Annotated in this window: 20 protein-coding genes; 11 read left to right on the plus strand and 9 right to left on the minus strand. The window is 72.9% G+C overall.

The genetic code is table 11. From position 1 onward, the window contains the following. Positions 1–268: 268 nt before the first annotated feature. A complete protein-coding gene (locus ABZ877_RS00160) occupies positions 269–985 on the plus strand; it encodes a PP2C family protein-serine/threonine phosphatase (RefSeq protein WP_361061688.1) in 717 nt (238 codons plus the stop codon). Positions 986–1,011: 26 nt separating this feature from the next. Here the strand turns inward: ABZ877_RS00160 and ABZ877_RS00165 are convergent, their stop codons facing one another. Next, positions 1,012–1,893: a LysR family transcriptional regulator gene (locus tag ABZ877_RS00165; RefSeq protein WP_361061691.1), complete on the minus strand. Its 882-nt coding sequence runs from the start codon at positions 1,891–1,893 to the stop codon at positions 1,012–1,014. An 80-nt stretch (positions 1,894–1,973) separates the two neighbouring features. On the opposite strand from ABZ877_RS00165, the gene ABZ877_RS00170 reads away from it, so the two are divergent. The 3 genes from ABZ877_RS00170 to ABZ877_RS00180 all read left to right on the plus strand — a co-directional run bounded on the left by ABZ877_RS00170 (position 1,974) and on the right by ABZ877_RS00180 (position 4,196). Further along, positions 1,974–3,188, plus strand: coding sequence for an MFS transporter (locus tag ABZ877_RS00170; protein WP_361061694.1), 1,215 nt, complete (start codon positions 1,974–1,976; stop codon positions 3,186–3,188). Positions 3,189–3,199: 11 nt separating this feature from the next. Beyond that, positions 3,200–3,841, plus strand: coding sequence for an NAD(P)H-binding protein (locus ABZ877_RS00175; RefSeq protein ID WP_361061697.1), 642 nt, complete (start codon positions 3,200–3,202; stop codon positions 3,839–3,841). Between the two features lie 91 nt (positions 3,842–3,932). Then, entirely contained in the window at positions 3,933–4,196 is a 264-nt protein-coding gene (locus ABZ877_RS00180; RefSeq protein ID WP_361061700.1) for a DUF5133 domain-containing protein, read from the plus strand. On the opposite strand, the gene ABZ877_RS00185 is transcribed toward ABZ877_RS00180, so the two are convergent. From ABZ877_RS00185 to ABZ877_RS00200, 4 genes are all read right to left on the minus strand, one after another. Continuing rightward, positions 4,185–6,002, minus strand: a complete 1,818-nt coding sequence (locus ABZ877_RS00185; RefSeq protein WP_361061703.1) for a coagulation factor 5/8 type domain-containing protein — start codon at positions 6,000–6,002, stop codon at positions 4,185–4,187. The genes ABZ877_RS00180 and ABZ877_RS00185 overlap by 12 nt on opposite strands. A 195-nt stretch (positions 6,003–6,197) precedes the next feature. Then, positions 6,198–6,749: a DUF4232 domain-containing protein gene (locus tag ABZ877_RS00190; protein ID WP_361061706.1), complete on the minus strand. Its 552-nt coding sequence runs from the start codon at positions 6,747–6,749 to the stop codon at positions 6,198–6,200. A 126-nt stretch (positions 6,750–6,875) separates the two neighbouring features. Then, positions 6,876–7,394, minus strand: a complete 519-nt coding sequence (locus ABZ877_RS00195; protein WP_361061709.1) for a GNAT family N-acetyltransferase — start codon at positions 7,392–7,394, stop codon at positions 6,876–6,878. Positions 7,395–7,434: 40 nt separating this feature from the next. After that, the gene (locus ABZ877_RS00200) at positions 7,435–8,778 is read right to left on the minus strand and encodes an ROK family transcriptional regulator (RefSeq protein WP_361061712.1); all 1,344 of its coding nucleotides are present in this window, start codon (positions 8,776–8,778) and stop codon (positions 7,435–7,437) included. A 179-nt stretch (positions 8,779–8,957) separates the two neighbouring features. Here ABZ877_RS00200 and ABZ877_RS00205 point away from each other — a divergent pair, with 179 nt between their 5' ends. From ABZ877_RS00205 to ABZ877_RS00225, 5 genes are all read left to right on the plus strand, one after another. Beyond that, a complete protein-coding gene (locus tag ABZ877_RS00205; RefSeq protein ID WP_361061715.1) occupies positions 8,958–10,274 on the plus strand; it encodes a sugar ABC transporter substrate-binding protein in 1,317 nt (438 codons plus the stop codon). 14 nt (positions 10,275–10,288) lie between these two features. Continuing rightward, on the plus strand, positions 10,289–11,299 hold the full coding sequence (locus ABZ877_RS00210; RefSeq protein WP_361061718.1) for a sugar ABC transporter permease: 1,011 nt from the start codon (positions 10,289–10,291) through the stop codon (positions 11,297–11,299). Next, on the plus strand, positions 11,292–12,176 hold the full coding sequence (locus ABZ877_RS00215) for a carbohydrate ABC transporter permease (RefSeq protein ID WP_361061721.1): 885 nt from the start codon (positions 11,292–11,294) through the stop codon (positions 12,174–12,176). Before ABZ877_RS00210 ends, ABZ877_RS00215 begins: the two co-directional genes overlap by 8 nt. 31 nt (positions 12,177–12,207) lie before the next feature. Further along, a complete protein-coding gene (locus ABZ877_RS00220; protein WP_361061724.1) occupies positions 12,208–13,572 on the plus strand; it encodes a GH1 family beta-glucosidase in 1,365 nt (454 codons plus the stop codon). Between the two features lie 163 nt (positions 13,573–13,735). Then, the gene (locus ABZ877_RS00225) at positions 13,736–14,677 is read left to right on the plus strand and encodes an SDR family oxidoreductase (protein ID WP_361061727.1); all 942 of its coding nucleotides are present in this window, start codon (positions 13,736–13,738) and stop codon (positions 14,675–14,677) included. A 19-nt stretch (positions 14,678–14,696) separates the two neighbouring features. Here ABZ877_RS00225 and ABZ877_RS00230 read toward each other — a convergent pair whose 3' ends face one another. Both ABZ877_RS00230 and ABZ877_RS00235 read right to left on the minus strand, forming a co-directional pair. After that, positions 14,697–14,945 carry a hypothetical protein gene (locus ABZ877_RS00230; RefSeq protein ID WP_361061730.1) on the minus strand — a complete coding sequence of 83 codons (249 nt, stop codon included), beginning with the start codon at positions 14,943–14,945 and terminating at the stop codon, positions 14,697–14,699. A 38-nt stretch (positions 14,946–14,983) separates the two neighbouring features. Continuing rightward, entirely contained in the window at positions 14,984–15,784 is an 801-nt protein-coding gene (locus tag ABZ877_RS00235) for an alpha/beta hydrolase (RefSeq protein WP_361061733.1), read from the minus strand. Positions 15,785–15,867: 83 nt separating this feature from the next. Here ABZ877_RS00235 and ABZ877_RS00240 point away from each other — a divergent pair, with 83 nt between their 5' ends. Both ABZ877_RS00240 and ABZ877_RS00245 read left to right on the plus strand, forming a co-directional pair. After that, positions 15,868–16,797 (plus strand): MerR family transcriptional regulator, encoded by a 930-nt coding sequence (locus ABZ877_RS00240; protein ID WP_361061736.1) that lies wholly within the window; start codon positions 15,868–15,870, stop codon positions 16,795–16,797. A 41-nt stretch (positions 16,798–16,838) separates the two neighbouring features. Then, positions 16,839–18,038 (plus strand): hypothetical protein, encoded by a 1,200-nt coding sequence (locus tag ABZ877_RS00245; protein ID WP_361061739.1) that lies wholly within the window; start codon positions 16,839–16,841, stop codon positions 18,036–18,038. A 4-nt stretch (positions 18,039–18,042) separates the two neighbouring features. On the opposite strand, the gene ABZ877_RS00250 is transcribed toward ABZ877_RS00245, so the two are convergent. Together ABZ877_RS00250 and ABZ877_RS00255 are read right to left on the minus strand one after the other, a co-directional pair. Then, positions 18,043–18,891, minus strand: a complete 849-nt coding sequence (locus ABZ877_RS00250) for an endo alpha-1,4 polygalactosaminidase (RefSeq protein WP_361061742.1) — start codon at positions 18,889–18,891, stop codon at positions 18,043–18,045. Positions 18,892–18,923: 32 nt separating this feature from the next. Continuing rightward, positions 18,924–20,288 carry a S41 family peptidase gene (locus ABZ877_RS00255; RefSeq protein WP_361061745.1) on the minus strand — a complete coding sequence of 455 codons (1,365 nt, stop codon included), beginning with the start codon at positions 20,286–20,288 and terminating at the stop codon, positions 18,924–18,926. Positions 20,289–20,422: the final 134 nt, after the last annotated feature.

Genomic DNA, 20,422 nt, shown 5'->3' on the forward strand with positions numbered 1-20,422 from the left:
AGCGTTTCGTCTCCCTTCTCGCGGCTTCCCGGGATCACCCCGCGCGAGCGGGGCGGAGGTGGGACACTGCTCTCCCGCGGTCGGGTCCGCGCCACGCCTCACATGCCGCGGGCACATTCCGGATGCCGTGGGCACATGCTCCGCGCACTTCTGGGAAGACGTCACACACGGCACCCGTCTGACTACACTTCCCGGCACCCCTCGCGATCACCGTGGCCCTGACCCGTTGCCGCGGCCTCGGCGACCGCCCCGCCCCAGGAAGGCCACCATGACCACCCGCCCGCGTACGACAAGCCCGGTCCCCGAGACGGTCGGCACCCTCAGTGTGAGCGCGCGCCGGGTGACCACGGGCGCCGGGCACGACGGCGCGGGCGGTGACGTGCACGGCGCCGTCGCCACCCCGTTCGGCACCCGGCTGCTCATCGGCGACGTCATGGGCAAGGGCCCCGCGCTCTCCCGCACCGCCGACTCCGTGCTCGACGCCTGGCTCGAACTCGCCGTACGGCAGCGGTCGTTGGAGGTCCTCGCGGTCCGGCTGCACGCCCTGGTCGCCCGCTCCGACGAACCCGACCGGTTCGTCACCGCCACCCTCGTCTCCGTCGCCCCGGACGGCTCCGCCGAGCTGGTCTGCTGCGGTCACCCGCCGCCCTTACTGCTGCGCGGCGACGGCGCGGTCCCGGCCGCCGTGCCCGCGCCCGCGCCCCCGCTCGGCCTGCTCGACCTCGCGCACGGCTGGTGCGCCGCCCAGCCCGTGCCCCACACGGCGTGGGAGCGGATGCTGCTGCACACCGACGGCGTCTCCGAGGCCCGCGACGCCACCGGCGCCTTCTACCCCCTCGCCGAGCGCGCCGCCGAACTCGCCCACGTCCCGCTCGCCTCGTTCACCGCGGCCCTGGCCGCGGACCTCCTCCACCACGCCCACGACCAACTCCAGGACGACGCCTCCCTATTGGCGGTGGAACGAGCCCCCACCCTCCCGTCGTAGAGCCCGGCCGCCCCTCACGACGGCCCTCAAACCGGCACGGAGTCCAAGAAGGCCGCCGCCGCGGGGGAGCGTCGTGTGTGGCTCCATATCAGGCGTTCCTCCCTTACCGGGCCGTCCCGTACCGGGATCACCGCGAGTCCCGGCAGGCGTGGTACCAGGCGGGACGGGAGCAGGGCCACGCCGAGACCGCAGCGGACCAGGTCGGCGAGGAAGTCCAGGCCCTTGGCCTCGAACGCCACCTCGCGCCGGAGCCCGGCCGCCGCGAACGCCTCGTCGGTCTGTGCCCGCGCCGCGAGCCCCGCGGGGAAGTCGACGAACGCCTCGTCCACCAGCCTCGACAGCGGGACCGGTGCCCCGGCCCCGGCGCGCGCCAGCGGATGGCCGGGCGCCGCGACGGCGACGTGCGGGTCCACCACGAGCGTGCGCCCCTCGATACCGGGGTCGTCCGTACGGAACGACGGCGGCACCCCGAGCAGCGCCAGGTCCAGCGTCCCCTCCCGCACCCCTTGCACCAGCGTCTCGCTCGCCCCGTCCATCAGCCGCAGCGTCACCTGCGGGTACATGGCGTGGTAGGCCCGCATCAGCCCCGGCACGTCCACCGCCGTCACCGACGCGATCGCCCCGATCGTCAGCCGCCCCCGGATCTCACCCGTCGCCGCCGCGACCTCCGCGCGGGCCCGCTCGGCCGCCTCCAGGGCCTGGCGCGCGGCGGGCAGGAACGCCTCGCCCGCCGCGCTCAACCGCACCGACCGGCTCGTCCGTTCGAACAGCCGCGCCCCCAGCTCCTTCTCCAGCTTCGCGATCTGGTGGCTGAGCGCCGACTGGACCACGAGGCACCGCTCGGCGGCCCGGGTGAACCCGCCGGTCTCGGCGACGGCGACGACGTACCGCAGTTGCTGCAACTCCATGCGATCCATCGTGATCCGCGATCGATGGGATGACAAGTATGTGTTGGACTCATGGACGGGCGGGGGCGCAGCCTGAGTCCATGACACAGACGAACGCCGGGCCACGCACCCGGGTCGAGCCCCAGGAGAGCGGCCCGCGCCGGAGCCTGCTGCTCCTCATGGCCGCCGCCACCGGCCTGTCCTGCGCGGGCAACTACGTCGCCCAGCCGCTCCTGGACCTCATCTCCCGCGAACTCCACCTCGGCAGCGTCCTCGCCGGCCTCCTCGTCACCGCCTCCCAGGCCGGGTACGCGCTCGGCCTGATGCTGCTCGTCCCGCTCGGCGACGTCGTCGACCGCCGCCGCCTCGCGGTCACCCTGTTCACCGCCACCGCCGTCTTCCTCACCGCCTCGGCGCTCGCCCCGAACGGCCCGCTCCTGCTCGCGGGGACGGTCCTCACCGCGCTCACCTCGGTCGGCGCCCAGGTCGTCGTCGCCCACACCGCCGCGCTCGCGAGCGAGAGGAGCCGGGGCAGCGCCGTCGCCACCGTCATGTCGGGCATCCTGCTCGGCGGCCTGCTCGCCCGCACCGCAGCGGGCGGTCTCACCGGTCTCGGCGGCTGGCGCACCGTCTACTGGGTCCTCGCCGCCCTCATGGCCACCGCCGCCGTCGCCCTGCACCGGGCCCTGCCCCGCCTCCCGGTCGTCGCCGCCCTGCGCTACCCGGCCCTGCTCCGCTCCACCCTCGCCCTGCTCCGCGACGAGCCCCTGCTGCGCCGCCGCGCCGTGCTCAGCGCCTTCTCCCTCGCCTCGTACAGCGTCCAGCTCACCGCGCTCACCTTCCTGCTGTCCGGCGAGCCCTTCGGCTGGTCGCCGCCCGCCATCGGCCTGTTCGGCCTGGTCGGCGCGGTGGGCGTGCTGACGATGACGTTCACCGCCCGGCTCGGCGACCGCGGGCACGTACGACAGGTGACCGGCGGCGCGACCGCCCTGCTGATCACCGGCTGGCTGGTCCTGCTCGCGGGGGAGCGTTCGGTGGCCTGGCTCGTGGTGGGCGTCGTCGTCCTCAACATCGGCCAGCAGGCCGTCCTCAACAGCAGCCAGACCGTGATCTACGCGCTGCGCCCCGAGGCCCGCTCCCGGATCAACTCGGCGTTCATGACCTGCTTCTTCCTCGGCGGCGCCCTCGGCTCGGCCCTCGCCTCCCTCGTGTGGGCGGCGGCGGGCTGGCCCGGAGTCTGCGCACTCGGCGCGCTCCTCGCCGCCGGATCCTTCCTGACCTGGGCGACGGAACGCCGCCCCGCGCACACCCGTTGAGAGGTTCACCCATGAAGATCACCGTGTTCGGAGCCGCCGGGAGCGTCGGCCGCCGTGTCGTCGCCGAAGCGCTCGCGCGCGGGCACGAGGTCACCGCCGTCGTCCGCGACCCGGCCCGCGCGGGCGCCCTGCCCGCCGCCGCCCGCTTGCGCACCGGCGACGCCTCCGACCCGCACACCGTCGCCCGCCTCGCCGAGGGGCAGGACCTGGTCGTCTCGGCGACCCGGCCCGTGCCCGGCCGCGAGCCCGAACTGGCGGCCGTCGCCCGCGCGCTGCTCGCCGGCCTGCACGCCACCGGCGTACGGCTCCTGCTCGTCGGCGGTGCCGGAAGCCTGACCGTGCCCGGCACCGGCGGCACGGCCGTCGCCGACGTCCCCGACTTCCCCGCGTCCTTGCGGCCGATCGCCCTGGCCTGCGACGAACAGCTCGCCGCCTGCCGCACCACCGGCCACGACGTCGACTGGGCGTACCTCAGCCCCGCCGCCCTCCTCGAACCCGGTGAGCGCACCGGCCGCTACCGGCTCGGCACCGACGACCTCCTCGTCGACGCCGACGGGAACTCGGTGATCTCGATGGAGGACCTCGCGGTGGTGTTCCTCGACGAGGCCGAGCGGCCGAAGCACCACCGCACCCGGTTCACCGCCGCCTACTGACCGGAACGGCGGTCCCGGTCATCACGTCCGTTTGCGGGTGAAACGCCGGGGCACAAGGGCGTGGACACCACGACGACAAGGAGCCCCGACGATGCTGCTGGCCCACCCCGCCCTGCTGGCCGATCTCGTCCGCGAGTACGAGACGCTCAGTGTGCTCGACGCCGGGGAGGGCGCCCCGGAGGCGCGCCGCCGCCTCGACGACGTGTCCTACACGCTCTGCGTCGCCACCGGCACCCGTGACATCGACAGCGCGCTCGTCGCGGCCCGGCACCGGCTGCCCGGCGCCCGGGTCCACGACGAGTCGCTGATCGGCGCGGCCCGCCCCCGTACGGAGGAGCGGATGTCAGGGGTATGACACCACCGTCGACGGCACCGTGGAGTCGCCCGAGGTGGCGGCTCCGATGTCGTTGATGACGTGGTCGTACTGTCCCTTGCCGCCGAGCGAGACGACCAGCAGGCCGTGGAACTTCACGCCTGATGTGTTCGGCGCGGCCAAGCCGTGGCCCTGCCGGATCGTCGGGTCGGAAGTGTAGTTGCAGTACGAGCCGAGGCCCCAGCCCTCGTGCGTGGTCACGGAGTCCGCGACCTTGTACGCGGCGAAGCCCTTCACCGAGCCGTTCTGGATGGCGGCTTGGTCGGGCGCGTCGTACGCCTTCTCGTTCTGGTAGAAGATCGTGCGCCCGCGCTCGCCGTTCCACTGCACGTCGTACTTGTTGAAGTGCTCGACGAACAGGCCGGTCGCGAGAACGTCGTCGCCGTTGACGACGACGCCGTAGTCCGCGCGGTTGGTCTCCCAGCCGACGCCCTCGCCGTGGTCGGCGCGCCACACCCAGGTGTGGTCGACGATCGTGTGCCGCGCGTTGATCACCATGCTGGTGGTGGCCTTGCCCGCGCCCGCGCCGCCGATCCGCACGAACACGTCCTGCACGGTGATCGGGTCCGCCGAGTGGTCCGCCGACGCGCCGCGCGGGCCGACTTCGAGCAGCGTCTCGGAGTTGACCGTGCCCGCGTCGATCAGGAACCCGGCGAGCCGCACCCCGTCCACGTCCGCGACCTTGACCGCGGTGGCGCCGCCGTCCGGGATGAGCGTGGCATAGCCGAGGCCGAGGACGACCGTGCCCGCGCGGTCGACCCGGATCGGCGCGTCCAGGTGGTAGACGCCGGGGGTCAGCAGGAGGTGCAGGCCCTCGGAGAGTGCCGTGTTGATCGTGGCCGCGCTGTCGCCGGGCTTCGCCACGTAGAACCGGTCGAGCGGCACCGATGTACCGCGCGGGGTGCCGTTGCCCCAGCTCGTGCCGCGCGCGTTCGTCCGCTTCTCCGGCAGGAACACCTTGTAGTCCGCGCCGTCGAGGTACAGGAACGGCTTCTCGCGGGAGACCGGCGTCGTGTCGAGCGTGGTGTAGGGCGGGTTGGGGAAGCTCTGCGCGGGCGCGCCCTCGACGCCGGAGAACACCATGTTCCAGACGGCGTTCTCCCAGCCGCCGACGGATGAGTCACGCGTGTACCACTGCTGTTGCGAGTACGGGGCGACCTTGCCGTCGATCCGGCTGTCGGCGATGTAGCCGCCGCTCGCCCAGCCGTAGCCGTCGGGCGCCAGGTTGAGCCCGCCGCGTACGTGCATCCGGCGGAAGGGCGCGGCTTGCGCGACCGCCCACCGGTTCGTGCCGTTGACGGGCACGAGGGCGAGGTTCTCCGCGCTGCGCCAGAAGTTCTGGGTGGCGTTGCCGTTGAACCAGCCCGCGTCGACCGTCACGTCCCCGTTGATGGTCGTGTCGTCGGGGGAGAGGCCGAGCCCGGCTATCGAGGTGTAGAAGCCGAGCTGCGCGTTGAGCCCGTTGTAGGTGCCCGGCTTGAACAGCAGCGCGTAGCGTCCGGCGCCGAACTGGGCCGACTCCTGCTGCTTGAAGATCTCGTCGAGCCTGGCCTGGATGCCGGGGGTGGACGGGTCGAAGACGATGACGTTGGGGCCGAGGTCACCGCCGCCGGCCACCTTCGCCTTGGGGGAGGCGGCGGAGGTTTCGGCCGCCGAGGCGACGGCCGTGCCGAGCACGGGCACCGCCGCGGCGACGGCGGCCGTCGCGCCGAGGACCGTACGGCGGGTGGGGCGTGTGGTGCGTGCGGGGCGTGGGGGGAGGTCGGACACGCGGCTCTCCTGGTTCATGAAGTGAACGAGTGGGGGTGGGGGAGCGCTCTCTTGGCCAGGCATGTTTCAGGTGTGGGACACGGGCGTCAAGAGTTGTGACCGAAGTTCGGAGAGATCGCGGGGTGCACACGCAACATAGCGCGCACAACGGGCAGTTGGCGTTTCAGGAAGTGACGGAGTGCGTCCGGTCCCTCACACGGGCCCCGGGAGGGATCAGGCGGCGATCGTGCCCCGGCCGGTCGTCTGCTCCTCCAGGACCGTCTCGGCCCGGCGCGCGGACGGCTGCCACACGGTCGTCACGGGCTCGTAGACGCGCACCCCGGCCGGGGCGCCCAGCTTCAGCGCCTGGAACGTCCGCCCGTCGTGGTCGGGGACGGTGACCACATGCACCGTGAGCACGGTACGGGCCTCGTCCTCGGCGTCCTTCGCGTCCGACAGGGAGCGGACCGCCGCGTACACGGTGGTGTGCGCGGCGAGCTCGCGCCCCGCGTGCGGGACGGCCGGCACCGGCAGCGCGGCGCCGTCGAGATCGCCGTAGGTGACGGTCGGCACGCGGTCGACGAGACAGGCTCGCCCCGAGTCGTTGCGCACGCTCAGCTTCAGTACGCCGTCGCTGCCGTCGGACGGCTCGGCGCGCAGCGTCAGGTCCTTCTCGGCGCAGCGGGGGAGCGTCGCCGCCGACACGCCCGAGGAGGCGGCGACCGGGGCGGCGAGGGCGGTGACGGCGACGGCGGTCGCCGTGACGAGACGGGAACATGCGCGCATCGGAGCCCCCAGTTCATGGCGTGGGACGGACCGCGTGGGGCGGAACCGCACTCCGTAAGAAATGCGGACATAAGAGCATATCCTGAGTCGAACCACCCGCGCATCCGGGCGCGCGGACCGGCCCTGTCAGGCGGGCGGCGCCGCATAGCACCGCACGTCGACCACCTCGCCCGGCCCCCACTCCTGCTGCCCCATGGCGAGGAACTCCCAGCCGAGGCGCTCGTACAGGGCGATGGCCGCGCTGTCGGTGGAGACGACGTCCAGGACGGCTCGGACCCCGCGCCGCCGGGCCTCGCGCGCGGCCCGTTCGAGCAGCGACGCGCCGATCCGCTGCCCCCGCGCGGCGGGGTCGACGAACAGGCGGCTGACCACGGCCACCGGTGTGCCGGGCGCGAGCAGGCCGGGTGCCACATCGCCCCCGTCGGGCGGCACGAGCAGCACATGCCCGACGATCCGCCCGTCCCGGTGCGCGACCCACCCCGCGCCGTCCGCGTCATGGGCCAGCCAGCGCGCGGGATCGGACGGCCACCGCACCGGGTACCGGTCCCGCTCGTGCACCGCCCGCAGCGCGGCGACACACCCCGCCATGTCCTCCGCCAGCCGCGCCCTCACCTGCGGCGCGCTGTGCCCGTTCGTCTCTCGCACGCCTCATCCAAGCACGCGGGGTGTGCTTGCGCCGACCGGCTTACGGCGCCACCTCCTGGCTCGCCGCCGGAACACGGCTCCGCACGCCGCGCCGCGCCACCAACGCCCGCCGCCAGCCGGGGAGTTCCTGCGCCGGGGCCGGTTCCGCCCGGCGGCCGCCCCGGGCGAAGAACGCCGAGAGGGGGAGCGTGGCCGCGCCGACCGTCACCGCGTCCGGGCCGAGGCGGCCCAGCTCGACGCCGACGCGGCCGACCGGGTAGTGCAGGGCGTACGTCCCGATGTGGCGGCGGACCGAGTCCAGGAAGCGGGGGCCGAGGCGGAGCCCCGCCCAGCCGCCGATGAGTATGCGTTCGGGCTGGAAGAGGTTGATCAGGTCGGACAGCCCCGCCCCCAGGTACTCGGCGGTCTCCTCCAGGACGGAGAGCGCCAGGTCCCGCTCCCGCGGAGTGGGGCCGGAGCCCGGGTCCCCGTAGGCCGTTTCGAGGAGTTCGGTCAGCGCCGCCTCCTCCCCGCCGTCCCCGCTCGGCGCCCCGCCCGCCTCCCGCCACCGTTCGACGAGGGCCTGCGCCCCCGCGTACGCCTCCAGGCAGCCGAGCGCCCCGCAGCGGCAGCGCCGCCCCCGTACGCGTACGGTCAAATGGCCCCACTCGACCGCCCGGCCCTCCGCCCCGTCCTCGGCGACGACGCACGCGCCGACGCCCGAGCCGAAGAGGACGACGACCGCGCTGCCCGCGCCGCGGCCGGCGCCGAACCACATCTCCGCCTGGCCGAGCGTCTTGGCACCGTTGTCGATGAAGTACGGGACCTCGGGCGGGAGTTGAGAGCCCTCGCGGAGCAACTGCTCAAGGGGGACCTCGGGCCAGCCGATCGTCTGGCCGTGCACGACCGCCCCGCGCTCCGGCTCGCGCGCCACGATGCCGGGCACGCCCACACCGACGCCGAGCAACTGCCCGGGGTCGGCGTCCGCAGCCGCCAGGACGTCGGCGATGCCGTCGCGGATGTGGCGGACGACGAGATCGACGTCGTACCGGTCGCGCTCGGCCAACGGCAGCTCCACGCGCGCGAGTTCGGTGAGGACCAGGTCGAACAACTCGACACGGACCAGGTTCTCGCCGACGTCCACGCCGATGAGCAGGCCGCAGTCCGGGGCGATCCGCAACAGCGTACGCGGGCGCCCCCCGTCGGACTCGACGCTGCCCGCCTCCTCGACCAGGCCCTCGGCGGCCAGCTCGGCCACCACATTGCTGACGGAACCTGAACTCAGCCCGGTGGCCGGGCCGAGCTCGTACCGGCTCAGCGGGCCATCGAAATACAACTGTTGCAAAAGGGCCGCGCGATTCTCGCGCCGCAGGTCGTGCACCGTACGCCCGTTCCGCCCGGCCATGTTCTCCCTCTCCCTGCGCCCAGTGGGCGCCGACATCCCCCGCCTCGCGCAAGATACCCGTGTCCGATCCCTTGACGCCCTCTTCTTGTGCGGCTTAACTCACAGCCTAAATTAAGCCCTGACGGCGTTCATTTGTCGAAGCCTGTCGGGGGTCCTCCGGATAAGGGACACCTGGAGCCATGAGCAGAATCCGAGCCGCAGCCGTCGGCGCCGCCACCCTCTCGCTCGCCCTCGCCGCGACCGCCTGCGGCGGCGGCTCGTCCTCGGGCGGCGGGTCCAACGACTCCCCGAAGACCCTGACGTACTGGGCGTCGAACCAGGGCGCCAGCATCTCGGTCGACAAGAAGGTCCTCCAGCCCGAGCTCGACAAGTTCGAGCAGCAGACCGGCATCAAGGTCAAGCTCGAAGTCATCCCGTGGTCGGACCTGCTCAACCGGATCCTCACCGCGACCACCTCGGGCCAGGGCCCCGACGTCCTCAACATCGGCAACACCTGGAGCGCCTCCCTCCAGGCCAGCGGCGCGCTGCTGCCCTGGGACGCGAAGAACTTCGAGAAGATCGGCGGCAAGGACCGCTTCGTCGAGTCCGCGCTCGGCTCGGCCGGCGCCGAGGGCAAGGACCCGGCCGCGGTCCCGCTCTACTCGATGTCCTACGCGCTCTACTACAACAAGAAGATGTTCAAGGACGCGGGGATCACCAAGCCCCCGGCCACCTGGGACGAGATCGTCGCCGCGGGCAAGAAGATCTCCAAGGACGGCAAGTGGGGCCTCGCCGCCGAGGGCTCCAACCTCTCCAACAACATCCACCAGGTCTTCGTCCTCGCCAAGCAGCACGGCGCCGACTGGTTCACCGCCGACGGCAAGCCGGACTTCACCTCCGACGGCGCCGTCAAGGCCGTCAAGCAGTACGTCGACCTGATGGCCAAGGACAAGATCATCGCGCCCGGCAACGCCGAGTACGCGCAGAACCAGTCCCTCAGCGACTTCTCCAAGAACAAGACCGCGATGGTGCTGTGGCAGGCCGCCGCCTCCACCTTCAAGTCGCAGGGCATGAAGGACAGCGACTACGGCGTGGTGCCCGCGCCCGTCCAGTCCGGCACCCCGGGCCAGGGCCAGTCCGTCAACTCCATGGTCGCCGGCATCAACATCGCCGTCTTCAAGAACACCAAGAACCTCGACGGCGCCACCAAGTTCGTCAAGTTCATGACCAGCAAGGAGGAGTCGACGCTCCTCAACAAGACCTACGGCTCGATCCCGCCGGTCAAGGAAGCCCAGTCCGACCCGGCGTTCAACGCGCAGGCCACCTCCGTCCTCAAGGACACCCTCGCCAAGAGCGCGGCCCCGCTGCCGCAGGTCGCCGACGAGTCGCAGTTCGAGACCGCCGTCGGCACCGCCGTGAAGGAGCTCTTCGCGGACGCAGCCGCCGGCAAGCCGGTCACCACGGAGTCCGTGAAGGCCGCGCTGACCAAGGCGCAGCAGTCGATGCCGAACAAGTGAGTGCGGAGACCGTCATGACCACGACCGCCACCACCCCCGCCACCGAGGCGGGGGAGGGGCGGGCCCCCGGCAAGAACTCCCCCGGGGCGGCGCGCGGCAAGAGCCGCCGCCCCGGGCGGATCCGCCGGATCGGCCTGCCGTACCTGCTCCTCCTGCCGGCCCTGGCCCTCGAACTCCTCGTGCACCTGATCCCGATGGTCATCGGGATCGTGATGAGCTTCCGCGAACTCACCCAGTTCTACATCCGGGACTGGGGCACGGCCCCCTGGGCGGGGCTCGACAACTTCAAGATCGCCGTCGACTTCGACGCCCCGGTCGGCCAGGCCCTGCTCCACTCCTTCTTCGTCACCTGCCTGTTCACCGTCCTCTCCGTCGGCCTGTGCTGGGCCATCGGCACGGCCGCCGCCGTCTACATGCAGGAGACGTTCAAGGGACGCGGCATCCTGCGCGCCCTCTTCCTCATCCCGTACGCGCTGCCCGTCTACGCCGCCGTCATCACCTGGGTCTTCATGTTCCAGCACGACAACGGCCTGGTGAACCACGTCCTGCACGACCAGCTCGGCGTCACCGACAAGCCCTCGTTCTGGCTCATCGGCGACAACAGCTTCTACGCGCTGCTCACCGTCTCCGTGTGGAAGGGCTGGCCGTTCGCCTTCCTCATCGTGATGGCCGGACTCCAGAACATCCCGAAGGAGATGTACGAGGCCGCCGCCCTCGACGGCGCCGGACTGTGGCAGCAACTGCGCCGCATCACGCTGCCGTCCCTGCGCCCCGTCAACCAGGTCCTCGTCCTCGTCCTGTTCCTGTGGACGTTCAACGACTTCAACACGCCGTACGTGATGTTCGGCAAGGCGGCGCCCGAGGCCGCGGACCTCATCTCGGTCCACATCTACCAGTCGTCGTTCGTCACCTGGAACTTCGGCACGGGTTCCGCCATGTCCGTCCTGCTCCTGCTGTTCCTGCTCGTCGTGACGGGCGTGTACCTGGCGCTCACCTCGCGGGGAAGGAAGACCGCCGATGTCTGACACCCAGTTGGCCACCCCCGCGCGGCACCGGTCGCCGATGGCGGCGCCCCGCTCCTTCGTGTGGTCCCGCCGGATCTTCCTGACGCTCCTCGCGTCCTTCGTGCTGCTGCCCGTGTTCGTCATGGTGTCCAGCTCGCTCAAGCCGCTCCAGGACGTGCAGGGCGAGTTCCGCTGGATCCCGAGCGGCCTCACCATCCGCCCCTACATCGACATCTGGTCGACCGTCCCGCTCGCCAAGTACTTCATGAACTCGGTGATCGTCGCGGGCGCGGCGACGGTCTGCTCGGTCGTCATCGCCGTCTTCGCCGCCTACGCGGTCAGCCGCTACCGCTTCCGCGGCAAGCGCGTCTTCACGGTGACCGTCCTGTCCACGCAGATGCTGCCCGGCATCCTCTTCCTGCTGCCGCTGTTCCTCATCTACGTCAACATCGGCAACGCCACCGGGATCGCCCTGTTCGGCTCGCGCGGCGGACTGATCCTCACCTACATGACGTTCACGCTGCCGTTCTCGATCTGGATGCTGATCGGGTACTTCGAGTCGGTGCCGCGCGACCTCGACGAGGCCGCACTCGTCGACGGCTGCGGACCGCTCGGCGCGCTGTTCCGCATCATCGTGCCCGCCGCCATCCCCGGCATCGTCGCGGTCGCCGTCTACTCCTTCATGACCGCCTGGGGCGAGGTCCTCTTCGCCTCCGTCATGACCAACGACACCACCCGCACCCTCTCCGTCGGCCTCGGCGCCTACGCCAACCTCAACGACGTGTACTGGAACCAGATCATGGCCGCGTCCCTGGTCGTCAGCGTGCCCGTCGTCGCCGGCTTCCTGCTGCTCCAGCGCTACCTCGTCACCGGCCTGACCGCCGGTGCCGTCAAGTGAGCGCGCCTTCGTGACCTCTGAAAGGAACCCTGTGTCCGACCCCCTTGACCTCGCCGCCTTCCCGCACGACTTCCTGTGGGGCACGGCCACGTCCGCGTACCAGATCGAGGGCGCCGCCGCCGAGGACGGCCGCTCGCCCTCCATCTGGGACACCTTCTCCCACACCCCCGGCAAGGTCGACAACGACGACCACGGCGACATCGCCTGCGACCACTACCACCGCTGGCGCGACGACATCGGCCTCATGCGCGAACTGGGCACCAACGCCTACCGGTTGTCGGTCGCCTGGCCGCGCATCGTGCCCGGCGGCGACGGCGCCGTCAACGCCAAGGGCCTCGACTTCTACGACCAGCTCATCGACGCGCTGCTCGCCGAGGGCATCACCCCCTCCGTCACCCTCTACCACTGGGACCTGCCGCAGGTGCTCCAGGACCGCGGCGGCTGGCCCGCCCGCGAGACCGCCGAGCACTTCGCGGCGTACGCGGCCGTCGTCGCCGAGCGCCTCGGTGACCGCGTGAAGCACTGGACGCCGCTCAACGAGCCGCTGTGCTCCGCGTGGATCGGCCACCTCGAAGGCCGCATGGCGCCCGGCTGGACCGACCTCACCGCCGCCGTCCAGGCCTCCTACCACCTGCTCCTCGGCCACGGCCTCGCCACGCAGGCGATCCGCGCGGCCGTGCCCGGCGCCGAGGTCGGCATCGTCAACAACCTCGCCTACCTCGAACCCGCCACCGACCGCCCCGAGGACATCGCCGCGACCCGCCGCATGGACGGCCACTCCAACCGCTGGTGGCTCGACCCGGTGCACGGCCGCGGCTTCCCCGCCGACATGCTGAAGGTGTACGGGGTCGAGCTCCCCGAGAAGGCGGGCGACCTGGCGACCATCGCCGAGCCCCTGGACTGGCTGGGCCTCAACTACTACTTCCCGTCCGCCATCGCCGACCACCCGACGGGCCCCGCCCCCTACGCGGACGCCGTGCGCCGCCTCGGCGTCCCGCGCACCGGCATGGACTGGGAGGTCGACGCCAACGGCATCGAGAGCCTGCTGCTCCGCCTCACCCACGAGTACGGCGCCCGCAAGCTGTACATCACGGAGAACGGCTCGGCCTACCCGGACGTCGTCCGCCCCGACGGCACGGTCGACGACCCGGAGCGCGAGGAGTACCTCGTGAACCACATCGCGGCCTGCGCCCGCGCGGTCCGCAAGGGCGCCCCGCTCGCCGGGTACTTCGCCTGGTCGCTCCTGGACAACTTCGAGTGGGCCTACGGCTACGACAAGCGGTTCGGCCTCGTCCACGTCGACTACGCGACGCAGAAGCGCACCATCAAGGGCAGCGGGCACCGGTACGCGGACATCGTCCGCCGCCACGGCTCCCGGGCCCGCCGCGCCGCCTGACGGTTCTCCTGCTGTCCGCCTTCCCGGTCTCCCGGACCTCTCGGCCCTCTCGGCCCTCTCGGTCAGGGGTTTTCCGGAAAGGCGGACAGAAGGTGTCGTGATTGTTGGGGATGCTCGGTGCGGGCGTCGGAGTTCGGCGCCGGTGCGAGCAGAGGAGTCGGACGTGACGTACGTACCCGGGCAACAGGACGGGCAGGCGCCGCTGAGCGGCAAGGTCGCTCTCGTCGCGGGAGCGACGCGGGGCGCGGGGCGCGGCATCGCCGTGGAGCTGGGCGCGGCGGGCGCCACCGTGTACGTCACGGGACGCACGACGCGCGCGCGGCGCTCCGAGTACGACCGCGCCGAGACCATCGAGGACACCGCGGACCTGGTCACGGCGGCGGGCGGACAGGGGATCGCCGTCCCCACCGACCACCTGGAGCCGGACCAGGTCCGCGCCCTGATCGAGCGCGTCGACCGTGAGCAGGGCCGCCTCGACGTCCTCGTCAACGACATCTGGGGCGGGGAACACCTCTTCGCCTGGGACAAGCCGGTCTGGGAGCACGACCTCGGCGACGGGCTCAAGCTGCACCGGCTCGCCGTCGAGACACACGCCATCACCAGCCACTTCGCGCTGCCGCTGCTGCTGCGCACCCCGGGCGGCCTGGTCGTCGAGATGACGGACGGCACCGCCGAGTACAACACCGCGAACTACCGCAACTCCTTCTTCTACGACCTGGCGAAGAGCGCCGTGCTGCGGATGGCGTTCGCCCTCGGCCACGAGCTGGGCCCGCGCGGCGCCACCGCCGTCGCCCTCACCCCGGGCTGGATGCGTTCGGAGATCATGCTCGACGCGTTCGGCGTCACCGAGGACACCTGGCGCGACGCGCTCAAGGACCAGCCGCACTTCGCGATCTCCGAGACCCCGCGCTACGTCGGCCGCGCGGTCGCCGCCCTCGCCGCCGACCCGGACGTGGCCCGCTTCAACGGGACCTCGCTCTCCAGCGGCGGCCTCGCCCAGCTCTACGGCTTCACGGACCTCGACGGCAGCAGGCCCGACGCCTGGCGCTACCTCGTCGAGGTCCAGGACACCGGGAAGCCCGCCGACACCACCGGTTACCGCTAGGGCCCGGCGGCGCGCGGGTTCAGATGCCGTCGTCGGGGCTGGAGGTCAGCGCGGGCCAGACCGCGTTGCCGCCGCCCCGCCACTCGATGAAGTCCGGGTCGTCGAGGCGCGCGTCCTCGAACCCGGCGCGCCGCAGCAGCTCCACGACGTCCGCGCGCGAGGTCGCCAGCCCGGCGTCCTCGCCGTGGACGGTGACGCGCCGCCCGCCGGGCTGCGTCGCGTGCACGACGACCGTGGGGTACCCGTCCAGTCCGTCCGCTCTGTCCATGCCTCCCAGCTTCACGGGCCGGACGGGCATCCGCACGTTCAGACGGCCGGCGGCGCCCCGGGCGACAGCCGCTCGCCCTCGTCCGCGGCGGCCCGTACCAGGACCTTCGCCAGGTCGAGCGGCGCGGACAGCATCGGCCAGTGCCCGGTCGCCAGCTCGAAGTACCCGACCGTCGGCCGTGCCAGCGCGGCGAACCGCGGCTCGCCCGTCGCCACGAGCCCGGCGATCGTCGCGATGCCCGGGCCGCCGCCGAGCGTGCAGAAGATCCCGGTCGTCGGCAGCTCGGGCGGCAGCGCCGACTCCATCCGCAACGGCTGCGTGAGCACACCGAGCGGCATCGGCGCCGCGAAGCCGGCGAGCTGTTCGCGCTCCGCGGGGCCGAGGTCCTGGAGGTCACCCCAGACCCGCTGCTCCGACAGCTCCGGCGGGGGCACGCGCACCCCGTCGCCCTCCGTACGGGCCCGCTCGAACAGATACTCCCGCACGTCCTCGGTCACGAGGTCCATGCCGCTGTCCCCGTCACCGGGCAGCCCCGCGTCGAGGTAGACGAGGCGCGCGATCCGCTCGGGGCGGCGCGAGGCGGCGCCGAGCGCCGGGTGGATGCCGTAGCAGTGCCCGACGAGCACGACCTCGGGCTCCTCGACATGGTCGACGAGCTGCACCAGGTCCTCGATGTGTGTGTCCAGGTCCGTGTCGGGTGTGGCCAGGTGGCGCCGGTCGCCGAGGCCCGTCAGCGTCGCGGGGAACACCTGGTGCCCGTCCGCGCGCAGCGCCGCCGCGACGTCCCGCCAGATCCAGCCCGCCGTGTAACCCCCCGACACCAGTACGTATGCCGTCATGATGCATGTGCCCTTCTTGGTCCTCGATACGTGTGCCCCCGTGGCGCCGTACCGTAGGAACTCCCCCGGAGGGAGGTTCAAGGGTGAGGGACGACGCGCACGACGAGCAGGGCGTCATGGGCATCGGCGAACTCGCCGAGCGCGCGGGCACGACCGTGAAGACCGTCCGTTTCTACGCGGACCGGGGCCTTCTCCCGCAGCTCCCGCGCAGTTCGGGAGGCCATCGCCGCTTCGGCGCCGACGCGCTCGGGCACCTGCGCACGATCCGCGCTCTGCGCGCCCTCGACGTGCCGCTGCCCGACATTGAGCGCGCGCTGAAGGAGGACGGCGCCCTGCGGGACGCGGTCGCCCGCCGCCTCACCGGTGTCCGCGGCGAACTCACCGCGCTGCGCTGGCGCGAGAGCGCGTTGCGCCTCGTCGAGGAGTCCGCGACCGACGCGGAGCGCGCCGACCGGCTCGCCGTGCTCGCCGCCGCGCCGCTCCCGCCCGACACCACGGAGTTCGCCCGGTTCTGGCGCCGCCGGCTGCCGCTGCGCCGTCTGCCCCGCCGCCTCGCCACGGCCATCGTCGACGCCGCCGTACGCGCCCCGGCCCCCGACCCCGCCCCCGACCGTCTGCTCGCCTACGCCCGCCTGCACGCCCTGGCCCGCACCGCCCCGGCGCCCGTACCGCCCGCCCGCGACCTCGGCTGCGACCCCGTCGCCCTGTACGAAGGGCTGGGCCCGGCCTACGCGTTGGGGGCCGCCGCCGTCGGCGCGGACCGCGCCCCCGCGCCCGGACCCGTGCTCGACGCGTTCGTCGGCGCCCACGCGGAGGCGCGGCACACCCGGGACACGGCCGCGTTCAGACGCCACCTGTCCACGGTCCTGGCTGGTACGACGGACCGGTCCGTGGACCGCTATTGGCAGCTCACGGCCGCCCTCGACCCCGCCGCGCCCCCGACGATGGGCGCCGCGCACGACTGGCTGTGCGCGGCGCTGCGCACCGACCCGGAAGTGGCCGGGGCCGGATGAGCGGGGCGCGGCCCGTGGCGGACAGCGGTTACGGTGCTGGTGTGATCAACGCGCAAGGCATCCACGAGGAACACCCCACCGAGCCGGGGACGGCACTGCTGCTCGCGGCGGCCCCCGCGGGCAAGGGGTGCCTCATCGACGCGGCGGCGGTGCTGCCGGCGCTCGCGGCGGTCCCGCCGAGCGCCCTCACCGGCACGGCGGCGGCCACCGTCGTCGAACTCGCCGACCCGCTCGACCCGCAGGCCGTCCTCACCCGCATCCGTACGGCCGCCGCGCAGCCCGGACCGCTGCACCTGTACGTCGCCGGGCAACTGCACCTCGACCACCGGCAGAGCCTGCTCCACCTCGCGCTGGCCCGCACCACCCCGTCCACCCTGCGCTACACGGCCCTGCCCTGGCACTGGCTGACCGGCGAACTCGCCCTGCGCCGCCCGCACACCACGAGCGTCGTCGTCGACCTCGTCACCGACGCGGCGGCCTGGCAGCACGTCCGCACCGGCGGCCTCGGTCTCGGCCACGGGGTACGCCTGTACGGGCGTGTGGCCCCGCCGCCGCCCCGCCGCACTGTCGCCACCCCCGACTACCTCAAGTCCTACGCCGACATCTGGCGCTCCGGCGAACGACCCACCCGGGCCCGCCTCCACGAGGCCGTCGCCCTGCACGCGGGCCCGCCGGACGCCCTGTTCCTGGCCCAGGACACGCACTACCCGGCGACGCCCCCGGCCCCGCCGAGCACACCCGCCCCGGCGGTCCCCGCACAGCCCGCGCCCCCGTCGGTGCCGCCCCAGGAGGCCCCGGCCACCGCCGGAAGCGACCCGCACCCCGCGTTGCTCGCCGCCGCGCAGGCCGGCCGGCACAGTGAGGCCGCCGCCATAGCGGCGATGTGGGAGAGCGAGGCGCTGCGCACGCACGGCGCCGGTTCGCCGGAGGCCATCCACTGGCTGGAGGTGCGGGCGGACCTGGCGCGCCTCGCCCAGGACGCGCCGCGCAGTTGCGAGCTGTGGACGGCGGTCGCCCAGGCGCGGCTCGCGCGCGGTGAGGCACGGAGCGACGAGGACGTGGAGGCGGCCGTCGACCGGGCCCACCACCAGTGGGAGCAGATCGCCCACCCGGCCGCCGCGAAGGCGCGAGCGACCGCGCTCGCGGCGCTGCGCCACCAGGTCCCGGGCCGCCGCCCCGGCGCGCTGGAGGCGATCCAGCGCCGCCTGGACGCCCTCGGCTCCGCGTCCCCCGCGCCGTGACGGCTCAGCAGGACTCGCGCACGTACCCCTTCGCGCGCGCGGGCGAGACGTCGAGGTCCCGCAGCACGATCGACAGCCGCTCGCCCCAGGCGTCGCAGGCGCGCGAGAAGTCGGCGGCACGGTACTCGATGACGAAGACCCGGTCGTCGTAGGCGTCCGCGTAGTCCCCGCACTCGTCGTAGCGGGCGCACTCCTCGGCGACGGCGAAGTCGAAGCCCATGGCGGTGTGCCGGGGGAGGAGTTCGGCGGTGTTCTTCTGGCCGACGGCGAGACCGGCGTCGTGCGCGCGCTCGGCGATCAGCTTTCCGAAGGCGACCGCGTCCATGGGCTTGAGCAGGCCGTCGGAGCGTTCGAAGGAGTCGAGGTTGTCGGGTTCGACGGCCTGGTAGCCGTGGTCGGCGCAGCCGTCGATCCACGGCCCGACGATCTTCCCGACGCGTTCGCGCTTGTCGGCGGTGGAGATGTCGAGGAGCGCCTCGTCCCAGTCCTCGTCGATGACGAGATCGCCGTCCGCGTCGCGCAGCAGCAGGTCGGGGTGGTTGCTCCGCCACCACTTCAGCGCGTCGGGCTGGGCCTGGAACGCGTTGACGTAGCAGACGTTGTAGAGCCCCTTCGCCGGTGCCGCGCTCCGGTCACGGGCCACCGCCCGCACCCCGGACGGCGGCGGGTAGGCGCCGCCGATCTGGTAGTCGAAGTCCATGTCGGCGGCGGGCCGCTCGACGTGCGACGAACGCTCCCCGGAACCCGGCGACGACGAGGACGACGAGGACGAGGAAGAACAGGCGGACAGCAGGGCGGCGGCCAGGACGAGGCACAGGGCGGACAGCCGACGGGAAACCGGGACGAAGATCACCGGAGCACTCTACGGCGCGGTCCCCCCGTGCCTCACCCTCGCCCGAGCAGCGCGACGGCGGCGTCGAACGCCGAGTCCCGGTTCTTCTCGAACTCCTCGTCCGTGAAGACGGGCGTCCGCACGTGCGGCGGGACGCCGGTGCCGTCGAAGGTCCGCCCCGAGCGGTCCACGAACAGCTCGTTCGGGAGCGCGGCCTCCATCCCGTTCGGCAGTTCGCGCCCCATGACGTCGGAGAAGACGCCCTGGGTCGCCTCACCGACCCGCACCGTCCGGTGCGGCCGGTCGATCAGCGCCTGTGTGAACGTCTCGCCCGCGCTGACGGTCGAGCCCCCGGTCAGGACGGCGACCGGGCCCGTGTACCGGGGGACGCCCCGCGCGGGCTCCACGGTGATCGGCTGCGGCCGGGTGTACTGCGTGCGCTTGCGGTAGGCGACGTACGGGGTGTCCGTGAGGCGCTGGGCGATGCGCAGGCCGAGCGCGTCGTAGCCGCCGCCGTTGATCCGCAGGTCGATGACGAGCCCCTTGAGCGAGGCGACCCGCTCGCGGCTGAGCACCGCGTCGAGCGCCTTGTCGAGCTGCGCGGCATGGGCGGCGTACGAGCGCTCCTGGCCCGCGTAGCCCGCGAACCCGGAGATGCGCAGATAGCCCTGGCCGCCGGGCAGGTCCGCGTAGCTGACCCGGCCGCTCGCATACTCCCGCAGCGGCCTGCCGCCGAGGTCGCGCCGTACGACGTACTTCTTGACCTTGGCGTCCAGTTCGGCGCTGGGCGCCGTGGTGCCCGGCCGTACCTGGGCGAAGTACCGGTCGCCGTCGATGACGGCGACGTGCGCGTCGTACAGCGGCGCCACCATCTCGCTGAACACGGCGAAGAGTTCGTCGCGGGTCGTGCGGGAGGTGATCCGGGGCCGGTAGGTGTCGCGTACGGCGTGCCAGTCGACGCCCTTCGCGGCGAAGAAGGGGTAGTTCTCCTCGAAGGACTGCCAGAAGACGTCGAACGACGTCACGGGGTCGGCCGGCAGCTTGTGCGCGCACTCCCGCGGCAGCGCGGCCAGGCGGCGCAGTTCCCGGTGGCCGGGCGATCCGTCGATCCTCAGCGTCCCGCCCGACCCCGCCCGCGCCGTGAGCCGGTAGACGGCCCCTTCGCCGTCCGTGTACGCGCCCGGGCCCGTCCGGCGCGCGGTGTCGCCCGGCACGCAGCCCGCCTCCGACGTCTGGTACTCGCGCAGCCGCCCGCCGGTGACCGACAGGACCGCGCCGTAGCCGTTCACCCGCCACACACCCTCGGCGCCCGCCGCGGCCGGCCGTCCGGCCGCGACCGCGGGCGTCACCGCGCCGCCCGTGAGCGCCAGCGCCACGAGGGCCGTCGCCGTCCTGTACCGCTTCCGTCCCACCGTCATCGTCTCCCCGTGCCCCGGTCCGAACCGGTTTCGGACCGATGTCGTGGGACACGACGATCGCCGACCGTACCCGCCCGGCACCATCGGGCCACCCGGTCGATCCGCCCTGGGGACAACCCCCGCTACAGTGCCGC

The organism is Streptomyces sp. NPDC046939 (assembly GCF_040644575.1).
Taxonomy (GTDB): Bacteria; Actinomycetota; Actinomycetes; order Streptomycetales; family Streptomycetaceae; genus Streptomyces.

Coding starts and splice junctions, on each gene's coding strand:
- ABZ877_RS00160 (WP_361061688.1), top strand. CDS start 269: ATGACCACCCGCCCGCGTACGACAAGCCCGGTCCCCGAGACGGTCGGC.
- ABZ877_RS00165 (WP_361061691.1), bottom strand. CDS start 1,893: ATGGAGTTGCAGCAACTGCGGTACGTCGTCGCCGTCGCCGAGACCGGC.
- ABZ877_RS00170 (WP_361061694.1), top strand. CDS start 1,974: ATGACACAGACGAACGCCGGGCCACGCACCCGGGTCGAGCCCCAGGAG.
- ABZ877_RS00175 (WP_361061697.1), top strand. CDS start 3,200: ATGAAGATCACCGTGTTCGGAGCCGCCGGGAGCGTCGGCCGCCGTGTC.
- ABZ877_RS00180 (WP_361061700.1), top strand. CDS start 3,933: ATGCTGCTGGCCCACCCCGCCCTGCTGGCCGATCTCGTCCGCGAGTAC.
- ABZ877_RS00185 (WP_361061703.1), bottom strand. CDS start 6,002: ATGAACCAGGAGAGCCGCGTGTCCGACCTCCCCCCACGCCCCGCACGC.
- ABZ877_RS00190 (WP_361061706.1), bottom strand. CDS start 6,749: ATGCGCGCATGTTCCCGTCTCGTCACGGCGACCGCCGTCGCCGTCACC.
- ABZ877_RS00200 (WP_361061712.1), bottom strand. CDS start 8,778: ATGGCCGGGCGGAACGGGCGTACGGTGCACGACCTGCGGCGCGAGAAT.
- ABZ877_RS00205 (WP_361061715.1), top strand. CDS start 8,958: ATGAGCAGAATCCGAGCCGCAGCCGTCGGCGCCGCCACCCTCTCGCTC.
- ABZ877_RS00210 (WP_361061718.1), top strand. CDS start 10,289: ATGACCACGACCGCCACCACCCCCGCCACCGAGGCGGGGGAGGGGCGG.
- ABZ877_RS00215 (WP_361061721.1), top strand. CDS start 11,292: ATGTCTGACACCCAGTTGGCCACCCCCGCGCGGCACCGGTCGCCGATG.
- ABZ877_RS00230 (WP_361061730.1), bottom strand. CDS start 14,945: ATGGACAGAGCGGACGGACTGGACGGGTACCCCACGGTCGTCGTGCAC.
- ABZ877_RS00235 (WP_361061733.1), bottom strand. CDS start 15,784: ATGACGGCATACGTACTGGTGTCGGGGGGTTACACGGCGGGCTGGATC.
- ABZ877_RS00255 (WP_361061745.1), bottom strand. CDS start 20,288: ATGACGGTGGGACGGAAGCGGTACAGGACGGCGACGGCCCTCGTGGCG.